Annotated in this window: 8 protein-coding genes; all 8 read right to left on the minus strand. The window is 44.5% G+C overall.

Translation table 11 applies throughout. The annotated features are described in order from the left end of the window. Window positions 1-10 precede the first annotated feature (10 nt). Window positions 11-3,322: a SusC/RagA family TonB-linked outer membrane protein gene (locus CKK33_RS15420; RefSeq protein WP_158223453.1), complete on the minus strand. Its 3,312-nt coding sequence runs from the start codon at window positions 3,320-3,322 to the stop codon at window positions 11-13. A gap of 254 nt (window positions 3,323-3,576) precedes the next feature. Beyond that, window positions 3,577-4,548, minus strand: coding sequence for a FecR family protein (locus CKK33_RS15425; RefSeq protein WP_095704963.1), 972 nt, complete (start codon window positions 4,546-4,548; stop codon window positions 3,577-3,579). A 121-nt stretch (window positions 4,549-4,669) separates the two neighbouring features. Continuing rightward, complete coding sequence (locus tag CKK33_RS15430; protein WP_095704964.1) at window positions 4,670-5,251, minus strand: RNA polymerase sigma-70 factor; 582 nt, start codon at window positions 5,249-5,251, stop codon at window positions 4,670-4,672. A gap of 88 nt (window positions 5,252-5,339) precedes the next feature. Beyond that, on the minus strand, window positions 5,340-7,175 hold the full coding sequence (locus CKK33_RS15435) for an alkaline phosphatase (RefSeq protein WP_095704965.1): 1,836 nt from the start codon (window positions 7,173-7,175) through the stop codon (window positions 5,340-5,342). A 217-nt stretch (window positions 7,176-7,392) separates the two neighbouring features. Beyond that, window positions 7,393-10,566, minus strand: coding sequence for a glycoside hydrolase family 2 TIM barrel-domain containing protein (locus CKK33_RS15440; protein ID WP_095704966.1), 3,174 nt, complete (start codon window positions 10,564-10,566; stop codon window positions 7,393-7,395). A 151-nt stretch (window positions 10,567-10,717) separates the two neighbouring features. Continuing rightward, window positions 10,718-12,019, minus strand: a complete 1,302-nt coding sequence (locus CKK33_RS15445) for a vanadium-dependent haloperoxidase (protein ID WP_095704967.1) — start codon at window positions 12,017-12,019, stop codon at window positions 10,718-10,720. Continuing rightward, the gene (locus CKK33_RS15450; RefSeq protein WP_095704968.1) at window positions 12,019-15,342 is read right to left on the minus strand and encodes a VCBS repeat-containing protein; all 3,324 of its coding nucleotides are present in this window, start codon (window positions 15,340-15,342) and stop codon (window positions 12,019-12,021) included. Before CKK33_RS15450 ends, CKK33_RS15445 begins: the two co-directional genes overlap by 1 nt. 103 nt (window positions 15,343-15,445) lie before the next feature. Further along, window positions 15,446-17,125 (minus strand): RagB/SusD family nutrient uptake outer membrane protein, encoded by a 1,680-nt coding sequence (locus CKK33_RS15455; protein WP_198952482.1) that lies wholly within the window; start codon window positions 17,123-17,125, stop codon window positions 15,446-15,448. Window positions 17,126-17,127 lie beyond the last annotated feature (2 nt).

Raw genomic sequence — 17,127 nt, forward strand, 5'->3', positions numbered from 1 at the left:
TGTTTACTTTTTATAATGAGCAATTTAGGCCTATAACAACTGTGCGTAACTGAGGTAATGCCATAAACTGACCGGTTCCTAATCCCTGCCCTGTGCCCGGCAGCGTTGTTTCCGGGTCATAGGTATATTTCTGTTTTGCCCAAGTGTAAAGGTTTTGGCCCTGCACATAAACAGATGCCGCCGCTACGTGTATGCGATTTAGCCACTGTTTAGGCAAAGCATAACTTAAACTGGCTGTTTTCAGTTTAATATACGAGGCATCGCCCCAATTGTAATCAGAACTGTAAAGAGGACTGTAAAGAGGGTTGCTACTTACAGAAGCCGCTGGGAAAAATCCGGTGCTGCCAGGTTGGGTCCACCTATCCAGGATGGCCATACTTTGGTTGGTAATGTTAGACCCAAAAGGAGCGAAATTGGTTGATAATGTACCGTTTTTATAACCATTACGATGGTTGTACTGGAAAGTAAAATCAAGCTGGAAACCTTTGTAGCTAAAGCTGTTGGTTATACCTCCGTAGTATGGGTTGCCATATGGTGCAACATACCTGTCGGTAGGAAAGGTAATTGCTCCATCGTTGTTTTTATCCTGGAAAGTTGGCTGCCCGGTTTTAGGATCGGGACCGGTATAATGATATAAGAAATTGATATCAGTAGGCTGACCAATGATATAACTGTTGGCATAAGTAGAAGTTGCCAAACCTTTGAAAGCAATAAGCTTATTGCGCCGTATCGTAAGATTGAATGATGTATTCCAGCGGAAAGATTTATTGGTAACATTCACTGTATTCAGCTCAAACTCCCAGCCCTTGTTCTGTATAGTGGCATCGAGGTTACCCAAATAAGATGTTGTACCCGTTTGCGATGGCAGTGGTACATAATTAAGCGGGTTAGAGGTACGGTTGCGATAGTAATCGGCCTTCAGCAATATGCGGTCATGGATAAACCCGAGCTCGAGTGCCACATCCAGCTTTTTAGTTGTCTCCCATTTCAGGTCAGGATTGGCAACATTGGTAGGGTATAATACCGGAGAGCCGCTGTAACTATAGTTGTTACCTGCCACCGCGTATAATGAGTAATACTGGTAATCGGGTATTTGATCGTTACCGGTAATACCATAACTGCTGCGCAGCTTACCAAAGCTTAGTATATGCTGGTCTTTCATGAAATTTTCCTGTGTAAAGATCCATGAAGCACCGAGGGCTCCGAAATTACCGAACCGGTTATTTTGGCCAAAGCGCGATGAGCCGTCACGGCGGAAGGTTCCGTCAATAATATACTTGTCCTCCCAATTATAATTTAAACGGCCAAAAGCAGCTGTGTATTTATAGGTGGAATTATTAGTATAATTAGTGGTTACTGTACCTGCTGCCATTAACGAATAGATGAGGGATTCGTTAGCATATCCGCTACCCGTTAAATATAGCCCTGTTGCTCTTGTTTGCTGAAAAGTGCCACCCAGCAAGGCCTGCAACCTGCCTTTACCTATTTGTTTAAGATATTCCAGTTGCGGTTCTATAATGTAGTTACTATTATCATTATCTGTATAGGCAAGCGTGCTATTACTAAAATTGTTCGGGCTTTGCGCGCTTGCCGGGTTGGCTTGCTGCTGCTTTAAGCGGGTAAGGGTATAACCCAGATTAGCCCTTGCGGTAAGGCCGGTTGCCAACTTATAGCTTAAGTTTATATTAGTAATGAGATTAGTAGTTTGAGCTTTAGTATTTAACTGGTAATAGGAAAGCGGGCTGGTTAATGTCCAGTTTTTAGATCCGTCGGGATTGTAAATAGGGTAATTCGGCGGAAGGTTGTATAACGATGCCAGATCGGTTGTTGGTAACGTTGTACCCATGTAAGAATAATTAACCGCCCCATCAATGCTAAAGCGGCCGTTAGCACTTTTATGACCGGCATTCATGCGGCCCGAAAATGTAGTAGCGCCATAATTGCTACCGTACACTGTACCCTGTTTCCTGTACGTAGAGGTAAACAAAAAGTTATTTAAAGCGTCGCCGCCAGATACCGAAGAATTGATATTACTGGTATGGGCTGTATGACCTAAAAAATATTTTTGCCAGTCGGTATTATCTGTCTGGCTCCAGGTTACCAGGTCTGGGGCGTTTTGGGCATTAGGGGTTACATTGGCATATGCAAAAGCCGATTTGCGCATATTCAGGTAATCATCAATTCCCATCATAGGTATGTAATGGTTAATTTTTGAGGTACCTGTGTAAGCGTTAATATTAACTGTAGTACGGCCTGCACGGCCTTTTTTAGTAGTGATCAATATCACACCATTTGAACCACGCGAACCGTAAATGGCTGTAGCATCTGCATCTTTTAATACGTCAATACGCTCAATATCTTCAGGAGCGATCATGCTGAACGGGCTAACACCGCCATTAGCGCCTGATGTGCCGTAAGCATTAAGATTATCTGTAGCCGGCACACCACCATTAAACAGTGTAAAAGGAACGCCATCGATTATATAAAGTGGTAAAAAACCAGCGCTTGATACACCACCTACACCCGCGCCACGTATACTTGTACGCACGCCTGAACCGGGCAGGCCATTGTCCTGCGTAATTTGTACACCGGGTAAACGGCCCTGTAAAGCGGTAAGAGGATTATCAACAGTTTGCTTACCAAGCTCGCGCGAAGTAATAGAACTTACGGCTCCGGTATTATCGCGCCTGGTGGTAGTACCGTAGGCAATAACCTGTACCTCATCCAATGAACCGGTTGCCGGCAGCAGTTGTACCTCAATAGAAGTTTTGCCTTTTACGGAGATCTCCTGCGTTTTGAAACCTATAAAATTGAATATCAGTACATCCTCGCCTTCGGCCAGATCAATATGAAAATGCCCGTTAGCGTCAGTAGCCGTGCTTGTGCTGTTATTATTTTTTACACGCACAGTTACACCGGGCAATGGTTGGCGGTTATCGTCGGTTACTATACCGGTTACACGGCGGGTTTGCTGCGCTACTGCGGAAGCTTGTTGCTGAACCTTTCTTTCAAACAAAATGATCTTACCGTTTTCCTGCTGATATTGAAGACCGGTATTTTGAAGAAGAATATCAAGCGCCTCTGCCACGGTATGTTTACCCGCAGGCAGGGAAACCTGCTGGTAAGGCGCAATCTTATTTGACGGATAAAATATACTTACGCCTGAGGCATCCTGTAGCTTCTGCAAGGCAGCCTTGAGGCTGATATTTTGAACAGACAGGGTTATTTTCGCATCGGTAACAGACTGGCCAGAGCTGCGACCCGAGGCAAGCACCTGTAAACTAATCATTAAAGCAGTGGCACAAAAAAAACTTAATCTCATGATAAAGAGCAGTTTACTTTTTAAATATCTATTGGGAAGGGTACAGAACATCCCCTTTGCAAAAGCAGTGTTTTTTTGCATTATTTGTGTAGTTTAAAAATGTTTAGAGAATATTTTTTTACCAACTCCTCATTGCTTACCAGGGCCGGAGGAGTTTTTTTTATTATCTGCCGGCTTCCAGCCGGTTAGATATTGGGTATCGCATTTTAATTGGGGTAAATTTTCAGCATAGTTAATTAGGGGTTAAGGGTTTATTATGAACAACCATTACCATCAATGGTAATTTTGTTGCCGTTAGTTAAGTAATTAGTTCCCATGGTTTGTGAAATAATCTGCAAAACCTGCTCAAGCGGTTCAGTGCCGGTAAACCGGCCAGTAATAAGGCAATTTTTAACCGCCGGGTTTTTAAATTCTATTTCAACGCCATATCGCCTGCTCAGCCGCTCCGCGAGCTGCCCATAAGGCATATCAGAAAATTGCATATCTGTGTTGGCCCATTCAACAAGGCCAATAGCCCGCACCACCTGGGGCGTCATGGATTTTACGGCAGGCGAGTATACCAGCTGCTGGTTAGGCGTTAAAATGCTTAGCTTGTGTAAGGCTTTGTCCATTACACTTACTTTGCCTCTTGTAACAGAAACGGCAACAGCTTTACCGGGTAAAGCCTTAATGTTAAATGAAGTACCCAACACGGTGGTAATTAAATTACCGGTATGCACTACAAACGGATGATCTTGCTGGTGCCTAACATCAAAATAAGCCTCGCCGCTGAGCTGTAATTCGCGAGTGTGGCCATTATAGGAATAACTTAAAGTACTGCCTTGCCGCAAAACCACTACGCTGCTATCCGGCAAATACACATACCTGTTCTCGTTAAGGTTTTGCGGAGCCGAAAAATGTACGGCGGCAACCTTACGGTTCACTGCTTTATTATTAAAAAAATAATAACCGCCGGTAAATAATATCAGGCCCATCGCCAAAGCCGCAACCACTTTACGGTATGGCTTGTTGCGCTGAGCAGGTATTTGGTTATGACGTATATGCTGATGTAATTTATTAAGCATCCGCTTTTTTACCTCAGCCTGTTCGTTTGGCAAACCATCGGGCCAGTAAACGTCCTGATCGTTTTGCTGCCTGTACCAGGTATTCAGTTTCTCCTGTTCGGCCTCGCTGGCCGTTTCGGAAAAAACTTTACTGATCAGGTCTTGTATTTCTTCTTTGTCCACTTAAAAAATTGGTGCTTTTAAATGACAGTGACATGAAACCCTGGTTTACCCTTAGTCTTCAATAAAAAAATGTAAAAAAATAAATGGAAGTACTTCGTGAAATACCGGCGGGAAGTAATGCTTATTTAAAAAGCCAATAAGGGAGTATAAGAGCGAGTAATAAACCGGCCTGACGCAAAGAGTATTTAATAAATTTAAGCGCTTTGGTAAGATGCGCTTCTACTGTTTTTTCGGCAACATTAAGTTCGCGGGCAATTTCACGGATATTCATGCCCTCATAACGGCTATACCTGAATACAAGGCGGCATTTTTCAGGCAATTGCTCCACTAAGCCATTAAGGTGGTCTTCTAAGAAACGGGCATATATTCGCTCATCATCAAAATCGCGTTCTCCATGCAACTGGTAAACTTCGTTTACCAGTTCCGCTTTACGTTTTTGGCGATAAAGCTCCCTGAACACGCTGTATTTTACCGCCGTTGCAAGATAATTGGGAAGAGAATTTATGGATAGGTTTTCGCGCCGATCCCACAGGTTAATAAATACCTGCTGTACCACTTCTTCGGCCGCGTTTTTGTCTTTTAAATGATTATAAGCAATGGCAAGCATTTTTTGCCAGTAGCGTTCGTAAATTTCGGTAATAGCATCCTCACTCCCATTCTTGAGGGATTTAATTAACTGCCATTCACTTAAATTTATTACCACTCTGCTTAATTACGCATGGGCAATATATAAATTTTCAACAGGTTTACAATATTTTAATACCAGGTATAGCTACAAATAATAAACCGTATTATTTAAAAAGAGCCTTTATTTTATTGAATATTTCGCTATTACTGTATACTCCACGAAAATCAAGTGAGTGCGGACCATAGGCAAATACCGGCACCGGGGTACCCGTGTGGTCATTGGTGCTAAAATCGCCCCACACATACCCTTTACTGATATCGCCATCCAGCAAAGTTAAACCTCCTGTTTCATGGTCGGCAGTAACAATTACCAGTGTTTCGCCATCTTCGTCGGCAAATTTGAGGGCGTTGCCTACAACACGGTCAAAATCGGCGTTTTCAGTGATCACCTGCTGAAGGTTATTGGCATGGCCGCCATGGTCTATCTGCGAACCTTCTACCATCATAAAAAAACCTTTGGGAGCGCCTTTAAAAGCTTTAGTTACTTTATTGAATGCCAGCGGCAAATAATCGCCCCTGCCCTGCATTTTTGGCCGGATTACACTATCATCCATCAGCGCCAATATTTTGGGTGCCGGGGTTGCTAAAAAATCATCAAAATTACGAATAACGGTGTAACCACGTTTTTTCATTTTGTCGATAGTGGTTTCGCCACCAACCGGCTGATTAAATTCTTTATAACCGGAACCCAGGAAAATATCAACCGGCGATGAGGTGATCTGCGCCGCGATAGCGCCCCAGTGGCTGCGTTCTTTATCATGCGCGTAAAATGCCGCGGGTGTAGCATCGGTAAGTTCGCAGGCTACGATATCAGCTGTTTTCTTGCCTGCCGCGGCACTGTAGTCGGCCAGTGATTTTAACGGCCGCCCCTCTGGGTCAACACCTACTGCCCTGTCATCTGTCTTTTGGCCCGAGGCAAAAGCAGTAGCCCCCGCCGCCGAATCGGTAATATAAGCATCGGCTGAATTGGTTACGGAGAAACCAATATTCAGCATTTTAAAGATGTTGAGCTGACCATGATTAGCCGTGTAAGTAGCGTATATCTGCGACAAACCCATCCCATCGCCGATGCATAAAATAATGTTCTTTACTTTTTTCACAGCGCCATCGGCCCGGTAAGTGGGCTGGTAAACCTGATAAGTAGCGGTCGATATATATTCGTCAGCAGGTTTTTTGTTCAGGAAATCGCCAAGCTCTTCAACCTTGTCTGTACCAATAACATCAACGCCCAAGCGTATCAATGCCAGCCAGCTGCTTTTGGTATCCGGCGTTTCCCAGAAACGGATCCTTTTACCTGCCTGGTGCACACTGTCTATACCAGCTTTCACCCTTGCAATTTCATCCCTGTTTAGTACACCTTTGCCATTCCACCGCACATACTTGCTGAACGGGTAGCTTACCTGGCCAACTTTAGCCCATTGAGCAGGAGTAAAACCATCCATATGGTCAACATCAAATAACATCCAGGCTGGGTAACCGGTCATTTCCGCGGGCTTAGGCACAGCCCCCGTCATGATGATGGAAAGCCTTCCCGGATGGCCCTCGTAATTCAGATATTGTTCAAGCGGGGCCAGTTCCTTTATCACCAGTGGCAATACAGCCGCTGCATTTTCTTTTATTTCTAAAAGCAGTGTTAAACGACGTTTGGTATCCTGCTGAAACTTTTGGGCTAATGGCTCAAGGTATAAAGCCTTCAACGTCCGTTTCAGATCTATTTCTTGTTTGGTATGCGCCACTATTAGTTGCCCGTCAACAGCAAAGCAGTCCGCCTCTATGGAACCGAACCCCTTTTCATAGGCACGGAAAAACGGTATGCTATTTTTATAATCGTTATGTGAGTGAGCATCAGCAACCGTATAGTTCCTGTTTTGGGCGTTACTATTAATGGCTGTGAGTAAGCCTAATGTAGTTAAAGTAAATAGTGTGATGATCTTATTCATATTAATGTAGCAACCCTATGTTATATAAGTAAATGCCCTGCCATTGGGCCGTTTAAAGAAAGGCCAAAATAAACTGGGCTGTGTTAAGTTAAATTTAAAAACAGATTAACCCTTTAGTATAAACGGGTATAAAAATAATGGTTAGGGCATTATCAGATGCAACCATAAAACAAGAAAGGCCGCTACGCGGCCCTTCTTGTTTATAAAGGTGTTGATTTTAAAGGCTGATCTCGTACTTAAAGCTGGTTTTGCGGCCATACACGTGGTATTGCTCCAACGGGCGGGGGCCACAACCGTTTGAGCCTGCACCTAAAGTTTTATGGCTGATCACCAGCACCGTATTACGGCTTTCAGGCAGATCGATCTTGTAAGCTACAGGTGCCATTTCTTCATCGGTATAAGGTAAGGCCGAAACCTGCATCAGGGAAGTATCTGCCTTAATATGCAATTTAAGACCATCTGAAGCAGTAAGATTAGCCCAGCGCACATCCTCATGGTTGCCGCATTCCATTGGCTTTTCATAAGGGGTCATTTGCTGCATTACCGTGCTGGTATAATGCCCTACATCAGAACCGCGCTTACGGTCGGCATAGTTTTCCATAGGCCCCCGGCCAAAGTAATCAAACCGGTTAAGTTTACGGTCTAAAAGTATACGTACGCCCATTCGCGCCAGCGCAAATGTGGAATCATTGGTATTGACCAAGTTATCCACTGTAATTTTACCGGCGGGGCTAATAGTATAAACCGCCTTATGGTCAACTTTAAAGTTTTGCCTTCCGTAACCAGTCATATCAGCCGTAAATTGGATGCTACCGTTGCTTTGCTTGCTATAATTGGCAGCATTTAACTTCCATTTTAAGCGTGTAAGGCCTTTCTTGTCCCAATTCTCATAAGCCCACATATCGTCTATCTGGTGCGGAGCACGCCACAGGTGCAGGTGGGGACCACCATTTTCTGTAAGCAGGTTATGGCCGTTCTCTTCTATACTGGTAAATGTACCCTGCGTTTTATCAAAAGTGATGGCAAAACCATTTCCTTTTACTGTTACCAGGTTACCGTTCTCTATAGTGGTCAGCATTCCCTTTGGCTCGGCTGTTTTGCGTATAGCCGTGTTGTTAGGCACTGCGAGTTGCTGTGCGGCAACCTCATAACCTTTCGGTGCCCAGTTTTGCTCAGTACCAAGATTTAATGCTACCCTGATGAAATATTCACTGCCGGCTTTTGCCTTAAAAGGGAACGTAATATGCACTACCTTTTCCTGACCCGGCGCTATAGCTCCCGGTGAAAATGAGCCTGTGGCTATTTTATCACCATTTTCGGTAAGTACCCATCTACCGGTAAATGCGTTTAGATTAGTAAACTGATACCTGTTCTTAATTAAGAAATCACCTTTTTGGGGATTTACAGCCGTTATAGTAACCCATTGGTAAGCATGTTTTAATTCGGGGTAATGAGGCTTTAAGCCACGGTCAGAAAATACCACACCTTTATGAATAAAATATTTATCATTAGGATATTCGCCAAAGCCGCCGCCATAAGCGGTAATAGGGTGTTTAGGGTCGCGATTATTATAAATACCCTGATCCTGCCACTCCCATATAGCGCCGCCCATTAAAGAGGGGTACTTATCAAACAGGTCGTTATACAGATCAACCGAGCCCATGGAGTTAAACATGGCATGGGCGTATTCGCACAAATAAAAAGGCTTGGTAAGCTTGTCATCTTTGGCATTACGTTCCACATCATCAATCTGTGTATACATTTCGCTGTCAATATCAGCCGGATTATTGTTACCAATGCCAAAACCTTGGTAATGCGTAGGCCGCGTGTTATCAATTACCCTGATCACATCAAGTATCGCTCTGAAATTTGAACCGCCAGAACCACACTCATTACCCAAAGACCATATCACCACCGATGCATGGTTTTTAAAATTCTCTACGTTTGCACGGTTGCGTTCAATCAAAGCGGCCTTTATCCGGGGTTCCTCATTAAATTCGTCCCATGCGCCATGGCTTTCCAAATTGGCTTCGGCTACCAAGTACAGGCCGTATTCGTCGCACAGCTCATACCAACGCGGGTCGTCAGAATAATGGCAGGTACGTACATGGTTGCAATTTGCCTGTTTGATCAGCAAGATATCTTTGATCATCTGCTCTTCTGTAATCGCATGGCCATCGTCCGGCCAGTTCTCGTGGCGATTCACTCCTTTCAGTTTCACGGGCACGCCGTTAACGGTAAATAAGCGGCCTTTTATCTCCACCTGCCTGAAACCTGTTTTTGATGAAATTTGCTCGACACTCTTCGCGCCTTCCTGAAGCGTAAGTACGGTGGTGTATAGCTTTGGTGTTTCCGCCGTCCATTTCTTCGGAGATCTCACGGGAATGTCCGCATTAATGATTAACTCTTCTCCCGGTTGAAGAGCGGATACTTCGCGCTCGGCTTTTACGCCTGTTAAGGGCGTGCTGCCATCATACAGATCAATATTCAATTTTCGTGCAGGTATTGCTGTTGATCCATAGTTTTTCACTTTGGCAGTCACATGCAATACCGCGTTATTATACTGAGGATCAAAAGTAGTCTTGATAAAATAATCGCGGATATGCTCCTTAGGCGAACTCCATAAAGTAACATTCCTGAAAATACCACTCAGCCTGAACATGTCCTGGTCTTCCAGATAACTGCCGGTGGTAAAGCGGTAAACTTCTACCGCTATCATATTATTTCCTGGCTTTACGTATTTGGTAATATCAAATTCGGCCGCGTTACGGCTGTTCACGCTATAACCAACCTTTTTGCCGTTCACCCACAAAAAGAAACCTGCATCCACCCCATCAAAGGTGACGAAGATCTGCCTGCCGTCCCAGTTCGCAGGTACTTCAAAGTTTCTGCGATAGCTGCCTACCGGGTTGCGTTCCTGGTATGCGGTAAAACTAACCGGCGGTGTACTCATCACCCGCGGAAAATTTTTTTGAAAAATATAGTTGTAATTACTGTAATAAGGTGTACCATATCCTTCTATCTGCCAGCAGGAAGGCACCCTGATTTCGCGCCATTGTGAAACATCATAATCGGCTTTGTAAAAGTTTACCGGGCGCTTCTGTGGCCAGTCGACCCAGTTAAACTTCCACATACCATTTAAACTACGCGCATAGGATGAGGCATGCCTGTTTGCAGCAAGCGCCTCTTTGAGCGATGCATAGGGCATCAAAGTAGCATGGTTAAGCTCTTTGTTGATGCCGATGCATTCAGGATCTTCTATTTCCTTAGGGACTGTTGCGGTATCTTTACCGGAGAAAAGATGAGAGATACCTGTTGATTGCGCCATCACACCAGTTGCACAAAATAGCATTGCGGCACCAATAAATAGCGATTTTAAATTTTTGATCATAGTACTTAGTTAGTAGCACCTATTTATGCCTGTTAGTTGCAGGCAAATTTAACATACTACTCCTATCGTATTTGTTGACACTGTGTGCATTTAAATTGCCCTTACGTACACCGGTAGTAACATTTTAGTTACTTTTTACTTTAGCAGCCTGCTAATACCTACGCACTACCCAATTGCCCACACTATCGCCCTGAACAAGGCCTTTCTCAATAGCATCGGCAAAGTGTATACCACCATAGAACCTTGATACGGCTGCTTCTTTAGCCGCTTGTTTAAACGAGCTGTAGCTACGTGGTGGTATGCCGTATGAAGCTTCGACATTATCAGTATAATGGAAATTATCGCCCAGGAAATGCGTTAGAATAACGGCTGATGTAGCTGATACTACCGAGTGCCCACTCAGGTATTCGGGGAATGGTGGTGTTTGCAGAAACGGTTTCCAACCGGCATCAATGTATTTCCTTACCGCGGTTTCGGGGCGTATGCGGTTAGTTTTAAATTTGTTATCCCAGCAGGAAATAAAGCCATCCATCAACCCTATAGAAACCAACGTGTGTACCTGTAAGGCTTTAGCAAAACCTGTTTTTTGCTTATTGCATGCAACAGAAGTTATACCCAGCCAGTGCGCGCCCGGCGATATTTTCTTTAACCCTACCATTAAATGCCCTGTAGTTTGCACGGCAAAGGGATTACAATCCCAAAAATTGGCAATGTTCTTTTCCTCGGCAGACAAATCACTGGCTCCCTTATGATAATTATCAAGCAAGAGCTTATAAAAAACCGATTTTTTATTGGTAGAGAAAGGTATAGGCAATGTACCAAAGAATTGCCCGGCAGAATCTAAAGTAAGCGGCCGTATAGTATTAAAGTATGGCTCAACAGGCGCCATGTAAGATGGCGGCGTAGGATCCCATGAGCCATCGGTATTAGCCGGTGTATAACGTTTGTAATTACTAATACGATTATACTTATCAGACTTTGCATAAGCCAGTATAGCTTTGCTTATGTACCCGGCATACTCGTCAGACTGGCGGGCTGCATCATCACCTAAACCTAAGTTTTTACAGGAGTCGATAAATCTTTTTTCCGCATCTTTTAAAAGGTAGCCCGACGGTTGCAGCGTTTCTGCTGTTTTGTACATGGCTAAAACTGCACTTACATCAGTGTTATAGCCTGTTATCAGCCGAGGCGCCTTAATTAAAGGATATTGGTTAAGCACGCCGGCCATAGGTTTTAAGCCGGTTTTATTTTGTGATAACACCTCATAACCTGACAGGCATGCATACGAATAAAACCGTGCTGCCAGTGGTGGGTTGGTAACATCATGTACCATCACAGCTGTAAACTGATGGATCACCCTTGCCACATCGCGCTCTGTTAAATTCAGATTTTGCTTGTTGCGGCAAGCACCTAACGCTACTATGCAGCATAGCAATAGTATAACTCGTTTCATTATTTTACTTGTTTGTAAGCGACAACACCTTTTCCGTTAACGCCGAAGAGTAACTCATTATTCAGCTCGATCACACTCCTGATATCGCCTTTTAAATTAAACCCAGAATGTACCTGATCTACATAGTTAAACCCACCTCTATCTGCTTCAAGTAAAACGCCGTAGTTCGCGTCGTATTTACCAAAGTGTATACGCTCCTTTGAGATATTTCCGCATAAAAGCACGCCCGGCTTATTATTCATATTAAAGGTGCTGATGGTATATACCGGCGAGTATTGCGCCTGTGCAGGAAGACTGATCTTACTTAAATACCCCTGCTTGTTACTCATAAAACAGCTTGTTTCGAGGCAATTTGCCGTTAAATGACCAGCACTCTTTAATTCGTCAGGAGTAAAAATATCATTGATGGTTACATCGGCATAGCTTTTATAATCGGGGTAACGCGCGCGCATTTTACTCAACTGGTCAAGCAGTTCATCGCGGGTTACACAAGGGTAACTTTTATGCTGTATGTAAAAACATAAAACAGGGTCAACAGAACCATTATCATCAAAATCCTTGTAATACATTTCGGCAGGCTCCTTATCAGATGCCTTGCATTGCGAATTGGTGCCCAGGTTACCCACAAACAAATCCGGGTGGCCATCATGGTTAAAGTCGGCCACGGTGAGCACATTCCACCAGCCGCGGTAATCCTTATCTAAATATTTGCTGGTTTGGTTAACCAGTTTGTTGCCGGTATTGATCAATACGGTAACCGGCATCCATTCGCCTACTACTACCAGATCGGGCTTGCCATCGGCGTTCATATCTGCAAAAGCGGCATCGGTTACCATTCCAATTTTGCCAAGGCCGGCATTATAAGTATTGGTTTGATCAATAAAGTGCCCCTTTGTATCATTAATAAGCACATAGCTCCTTGGTGTTTCAGGGTATCTGCCGGGTATAACGCGGCCGCCAACAAACAGGTCGGCATAGCCATCGCCGTTGATATCTGCCGCTTTAATGCAGCCTTTACTTACCAGCATACGGGGCAATGCGTTAGCCGCTAATGTGAGGTGCCCTTTGCCATCGTTCAGATACAAACGGTCCTGTAGCTTAGGGTCATCCGGAGCAAGGTCTCCATACCCACCGGTGGCCACATACAGGTCTGGTTTACCGTCTTTATTGGCATCAAAAAATATAGCGGAAGCATCTGTAAGTCCTTTAGTATCCTTAAAAGCAGCTTGTGGTGATAACTTAAACTGGTGGTTAGCCTGTTGTAAATACAACGTACCTTCCGTGCCATGATCGGCGCCAATATACAGGTCTTCGAGGCCGTCACCATTGATATCAGCCTTTGCCATACAAGGCCCCGAAAAGGAGAGCGGATTAACCAGCAACGGCTGCCTTTTATAATCGTTTACATCCGCACCAACGTAATTCAACTTTACAGGCGACTCTGCCGGCTTAAACAAAGGTTGCACAGTGTTTGAAGGCTGAACAGACTGACCAGCGTTTTTTTCCTCAAAAACAACTTGGCCGTTCGCCTTTACATTTTTCAATACCTGCACCCCACCGCGTTGCCATATCACTTTTACAGAATCAATAGTACCCGCTTTCCCTACACCAAAATTCAATATCGGCGAAACGCTGGATTGGTAGCCCCTTGCAGGCATCTGCTCCTGGTACTGGTGGTTAGGCCCGCAATAAATAAAAACCTTTGCACCTATGCCCTGTGTATTTTTGCCTGCCCCTTTTAAATTTACTTTTATGTAATGATTATTGCTTATCCCTGAGCTTTGGTTGTGGTATATAAACGCAGGTTTGTTGATGTTGTTCACCACCATATCCAGGTAGCCATCATTATCCAGATCGGCAAAGGCGGCGCCATTACTGTTTGAGGGTTGCGAAATACCCCATGAGGCACTCACATTGCTAAAGCTGCTCCCGTTATTATTCTTAAAGAAATAACTTTTTATGTCTGATACCGGTATCTGTTTTACCAGGTTAAGCAGATCTTCCCGCACCACCTTACGGTTCATCAACTGATCTCCTGCAAATTTCAGGAAATCCATATTGGTGTAGTCGCGGGTGTAGCCGTTGGTAACAAACAGGTCTTTCCAGCCATCATTATCGTAGTCGGCAAAAAGCGGCGACCAACTCCAGTCGGTATTAGAGATGCCTAATTGCTGCCCGATCTCGCTAAAAGTGCCGTTACCATTGTTCAGTTGCAGCATATTACGCATATACTGGTAGTAAAACCCCGACCGGATATTCAGGTCAAACGCCTCGTAGTTATCAGCGCCGAACAACAGTTTCTGGCGATGATTATCTTCGGGCAGCATATCCAGCGTGTAGATATCAGGTAAGAGGTCGTTATTGATATCCGCGATATCATTCCCCATAGAGTAAAAAGAGGTATGCCCTATTTGCTGTGGTAGCTCATCTTTAAATTTTCCGTTCCCTTTGTTTATATACAAACGGTCGGGCACGTTGTAATCATTAGAAATATAGATATCAGGTAAACCATCACCGTTAATGTCTGAAATACCTGCGGCTAAACCATAGGATAGTGTGGTATTGATAATGCCCGATCCTTTGGTAACGTCAGTAAAATGGTCGTTATCGTTTTTAAGTAAGCGTATGCCTGATGCCGCATCCTCCTTTGCCATCAAGCCTGCAACGGTAGTCATATCCGCTACGTTTAGCCTTTCGGGGTTATGGTTAACCATCAGCAGGTCCAGGTCGCCATCGCGGTCATAGTCAAAAAAGTAGGCTTGGGTAGCGTATGAGGGGGCGTTAAGGCCATAATCGGCGGCCATATCTTTAAAATGCGGAACACCCTGCGCGTCATTCCCCTGGTTAATGAACAGCTGAGGCACTCGCTTTTCGGCACGTACGTGGCCGGAGTAACTCAAAAATATATCCAGTTTACCATCCCCGTTAATATCTACCAGTGTCACCCCTGTTTTCCAGGGGCCCGTGCGGCCACCTGCATCGGTCGTGGCAGTAACATCCGCAAAACGCATATCCCCTTTATTCAAATACAGCTTATTATCAGCCATATTAGCCGAGAAATAAATATCTTCCATACCATCCCCGTTCAAATCGCCAACGGCAACGCCCCCGCCATTATAAAAATACTGGTACAACAGCACATTGGTATTTAGCCCTTCGGTTAAGGTATCCGAAAAGCTGATGCCCGTACGCGCGGTATCAAGTAATTTAAACATGCTGTTATCCGGGGTGCTATCCGGAGATGAGTGCCCGCAACTAAAAAACAGCAGAAGCGCAGCTGCCGTAACCGACAGCGAAAAGGCACTTTTGAAGGGTAAGTTCATACTAAAAAGGGGACGCGTAAATTATTTGCTCATATTTAATAAAAAAGCACGATCCCGACAAATGCCGGGACCGCGCAACCAATTAATAAAACTCAAATCAAAATCAATATCCCGGGTTTTGTTTAAGCTTCTTGTTCTGCTCTATAACTCCTTGCGGTATAGGCAGCCAGTTCATATACTCTGAGAACGAGTTCTTAAAGATCTGAACCGGAGTATAAATCAATTTTTTAGTACTTGGGTCAATAGTGATCTGCATACCATATTCAGGCGAGGTTAACACAGCCGGGCCTTTGGTAGTAATATCCCAGCGGCGTATATCATACCAGCGCTTGTCTTCAAACGCGAATTCGATACGGCGCTCACGACGGATGATCGTACGCATATCTGCCTGTGAAAGACCTGCCGGAAGAGCAGGTAATGACACCCTCGCTCTTACCTTATTTACCGCGGTATATACTGATTGATCAGGACCAACGGCTTCGTTCTGTGCCTCGGCATAGCTTAACAATACTTCGGCATAACGATAGAATATGTAGTTGGAAGTACCCGGTGAAATGCCTAAACTGGTTTGGCCTTTGATAGATTCATCAAGCGTTTTTTTGGCATTATAGCCGGTATTGGAAATGTCGCTTGAAGAGCCAAGGTCGATCTGGTTGTTACCACCTGTGCGCGACAACCAGGTATCGCCCTGCCAGATTGAACCATCATATACAATAGACTGGTAGAAACGTTTTTCCCTGCCTACATATGGGTTTTGCGGGTCGTAACCTGATGTTGGATCACTAATAGGCTTACCATTATCCATCTCGTAATCATCAACCAGGTTTTGAGTTGGCGCCAGGTTGCCCCATGCCTGCTGCACACCGTTCACAATTACCGGGCCCAGTGTTCCTTCACGATTGTGGCCTTTATTTGGCACTGCGTAACCGCGCGCGAATATGGTTTCAGAATTCCAGTTATTTGACGATAAAAACTGCGCACCGTAATCAGGGAATAATGAATATGTATTAGCATTCATAACCTGCAAATTGGTAGCAGCGGCTTTAGCCCACCTGCCGGCATCATTGCTTGGGTTTGATAACGGACTGGCTGCGAAAAGTTCTACCCAACCTTTAAGCGTTAATGCCGCACCTTTGGTAGCACGACCCGACTGCGAAGCTTGAGCAGGTAAAACCGCTGCCGCGGCATCACAATCCGCCTCAATAAAGGCAAGAGTTTGGTCGGCAGTGCTGCGCTCCACAAAAATATCGGTACCATCTGCATTATTTAATGGTGCAGTGATCAATGGAAGGCCACCGTAATTAGTGTACAGGATAGAGTAAAAGAACGCTCTCAGGAAAGTAACCTCCGCCACACGCTGGTTATACCAATCGGCAGAAAAATTAGCCTTGTTTTTTGCAGCCTGCTGCAGAAAAACGTTGCATTTACGGATGTTACCATATTGAGTTGTCCAGTTGAATGAACCCGCAGGGCCTCCCGGAACATTTGATGGGTTAATACCATTGGCCCTTACGGTGGTTTGGCCGGTCATCCAGGCGGCGCCGGGGAAATCGTTATCTGTATACTGATCTAATACCTGGTACTCGTTGTTCATATCAGGCAATTGGTTGTAGATATCATTTACAAACAGGTCGGCGTTTGATTCGGAACTAAAGGTTGTGGCATCAGTAAGCGAACCTTTCGGCGGTACATCCAAAAAATTATCCTTTTTACATGCCGACGTACTCCATATCAGCACAAGAAAAAGAGGAATATAAAGTCTATTTAGATATTTATTTTTCATGT

This window comes from Mucilaginibacter sp. MD40 (genome assembly GCF_002288635.1).
Lineage (GTDB): Bacteria > Bacteroidota > Bacteroidia > Sphingobacteriales > Sphingobacteriaceae > Mucilaginibacter.

Coding starts and splice junctions, on each gene's coding strand:
- CKK33_RS15420 (WP_158223453.1), bottom strand. CDS start 3,322: ATGAGATTAAGTTTTTTTTGTGCCACTGCTTTAATGATTAGTTTACAG.
- CKK33_RS15435 (WP_095704965.1), bottom strand. CDS start 7,175: ATGAATAAGATCATCACACTATTTACTTTAACTACATTAGGCTTACTC.
- CKK33_RS15440 (WP_095704966.1), bottom strand. CDS start 10,566: ATGATCAAAAATTTAAAATCGCTATTTATTGGTGCCGCAATGCTATTT.
- CKK33_RS15445 (WP_095704967.1), bottom strand. CDS start 12,019: ATGAAACGAGTTATACTATTGCTATGCTGCATAGTAGCGTTAGGTGCT.
- CKK33_RS15450 (WP_095704968.1), bottom strand. CDS start 15,342: ATGAACTTACCCTTCAAAAGTGCCTTTTCGCTGTCGGTTACGGCAGCT.
- CKK33_RS15455 (WP_198952482.1), bottom strand. CDS start 17,125: ATGAAAAATAAATATCTAAATAGACTTTATATTCCTCTTTTTCTTGTG.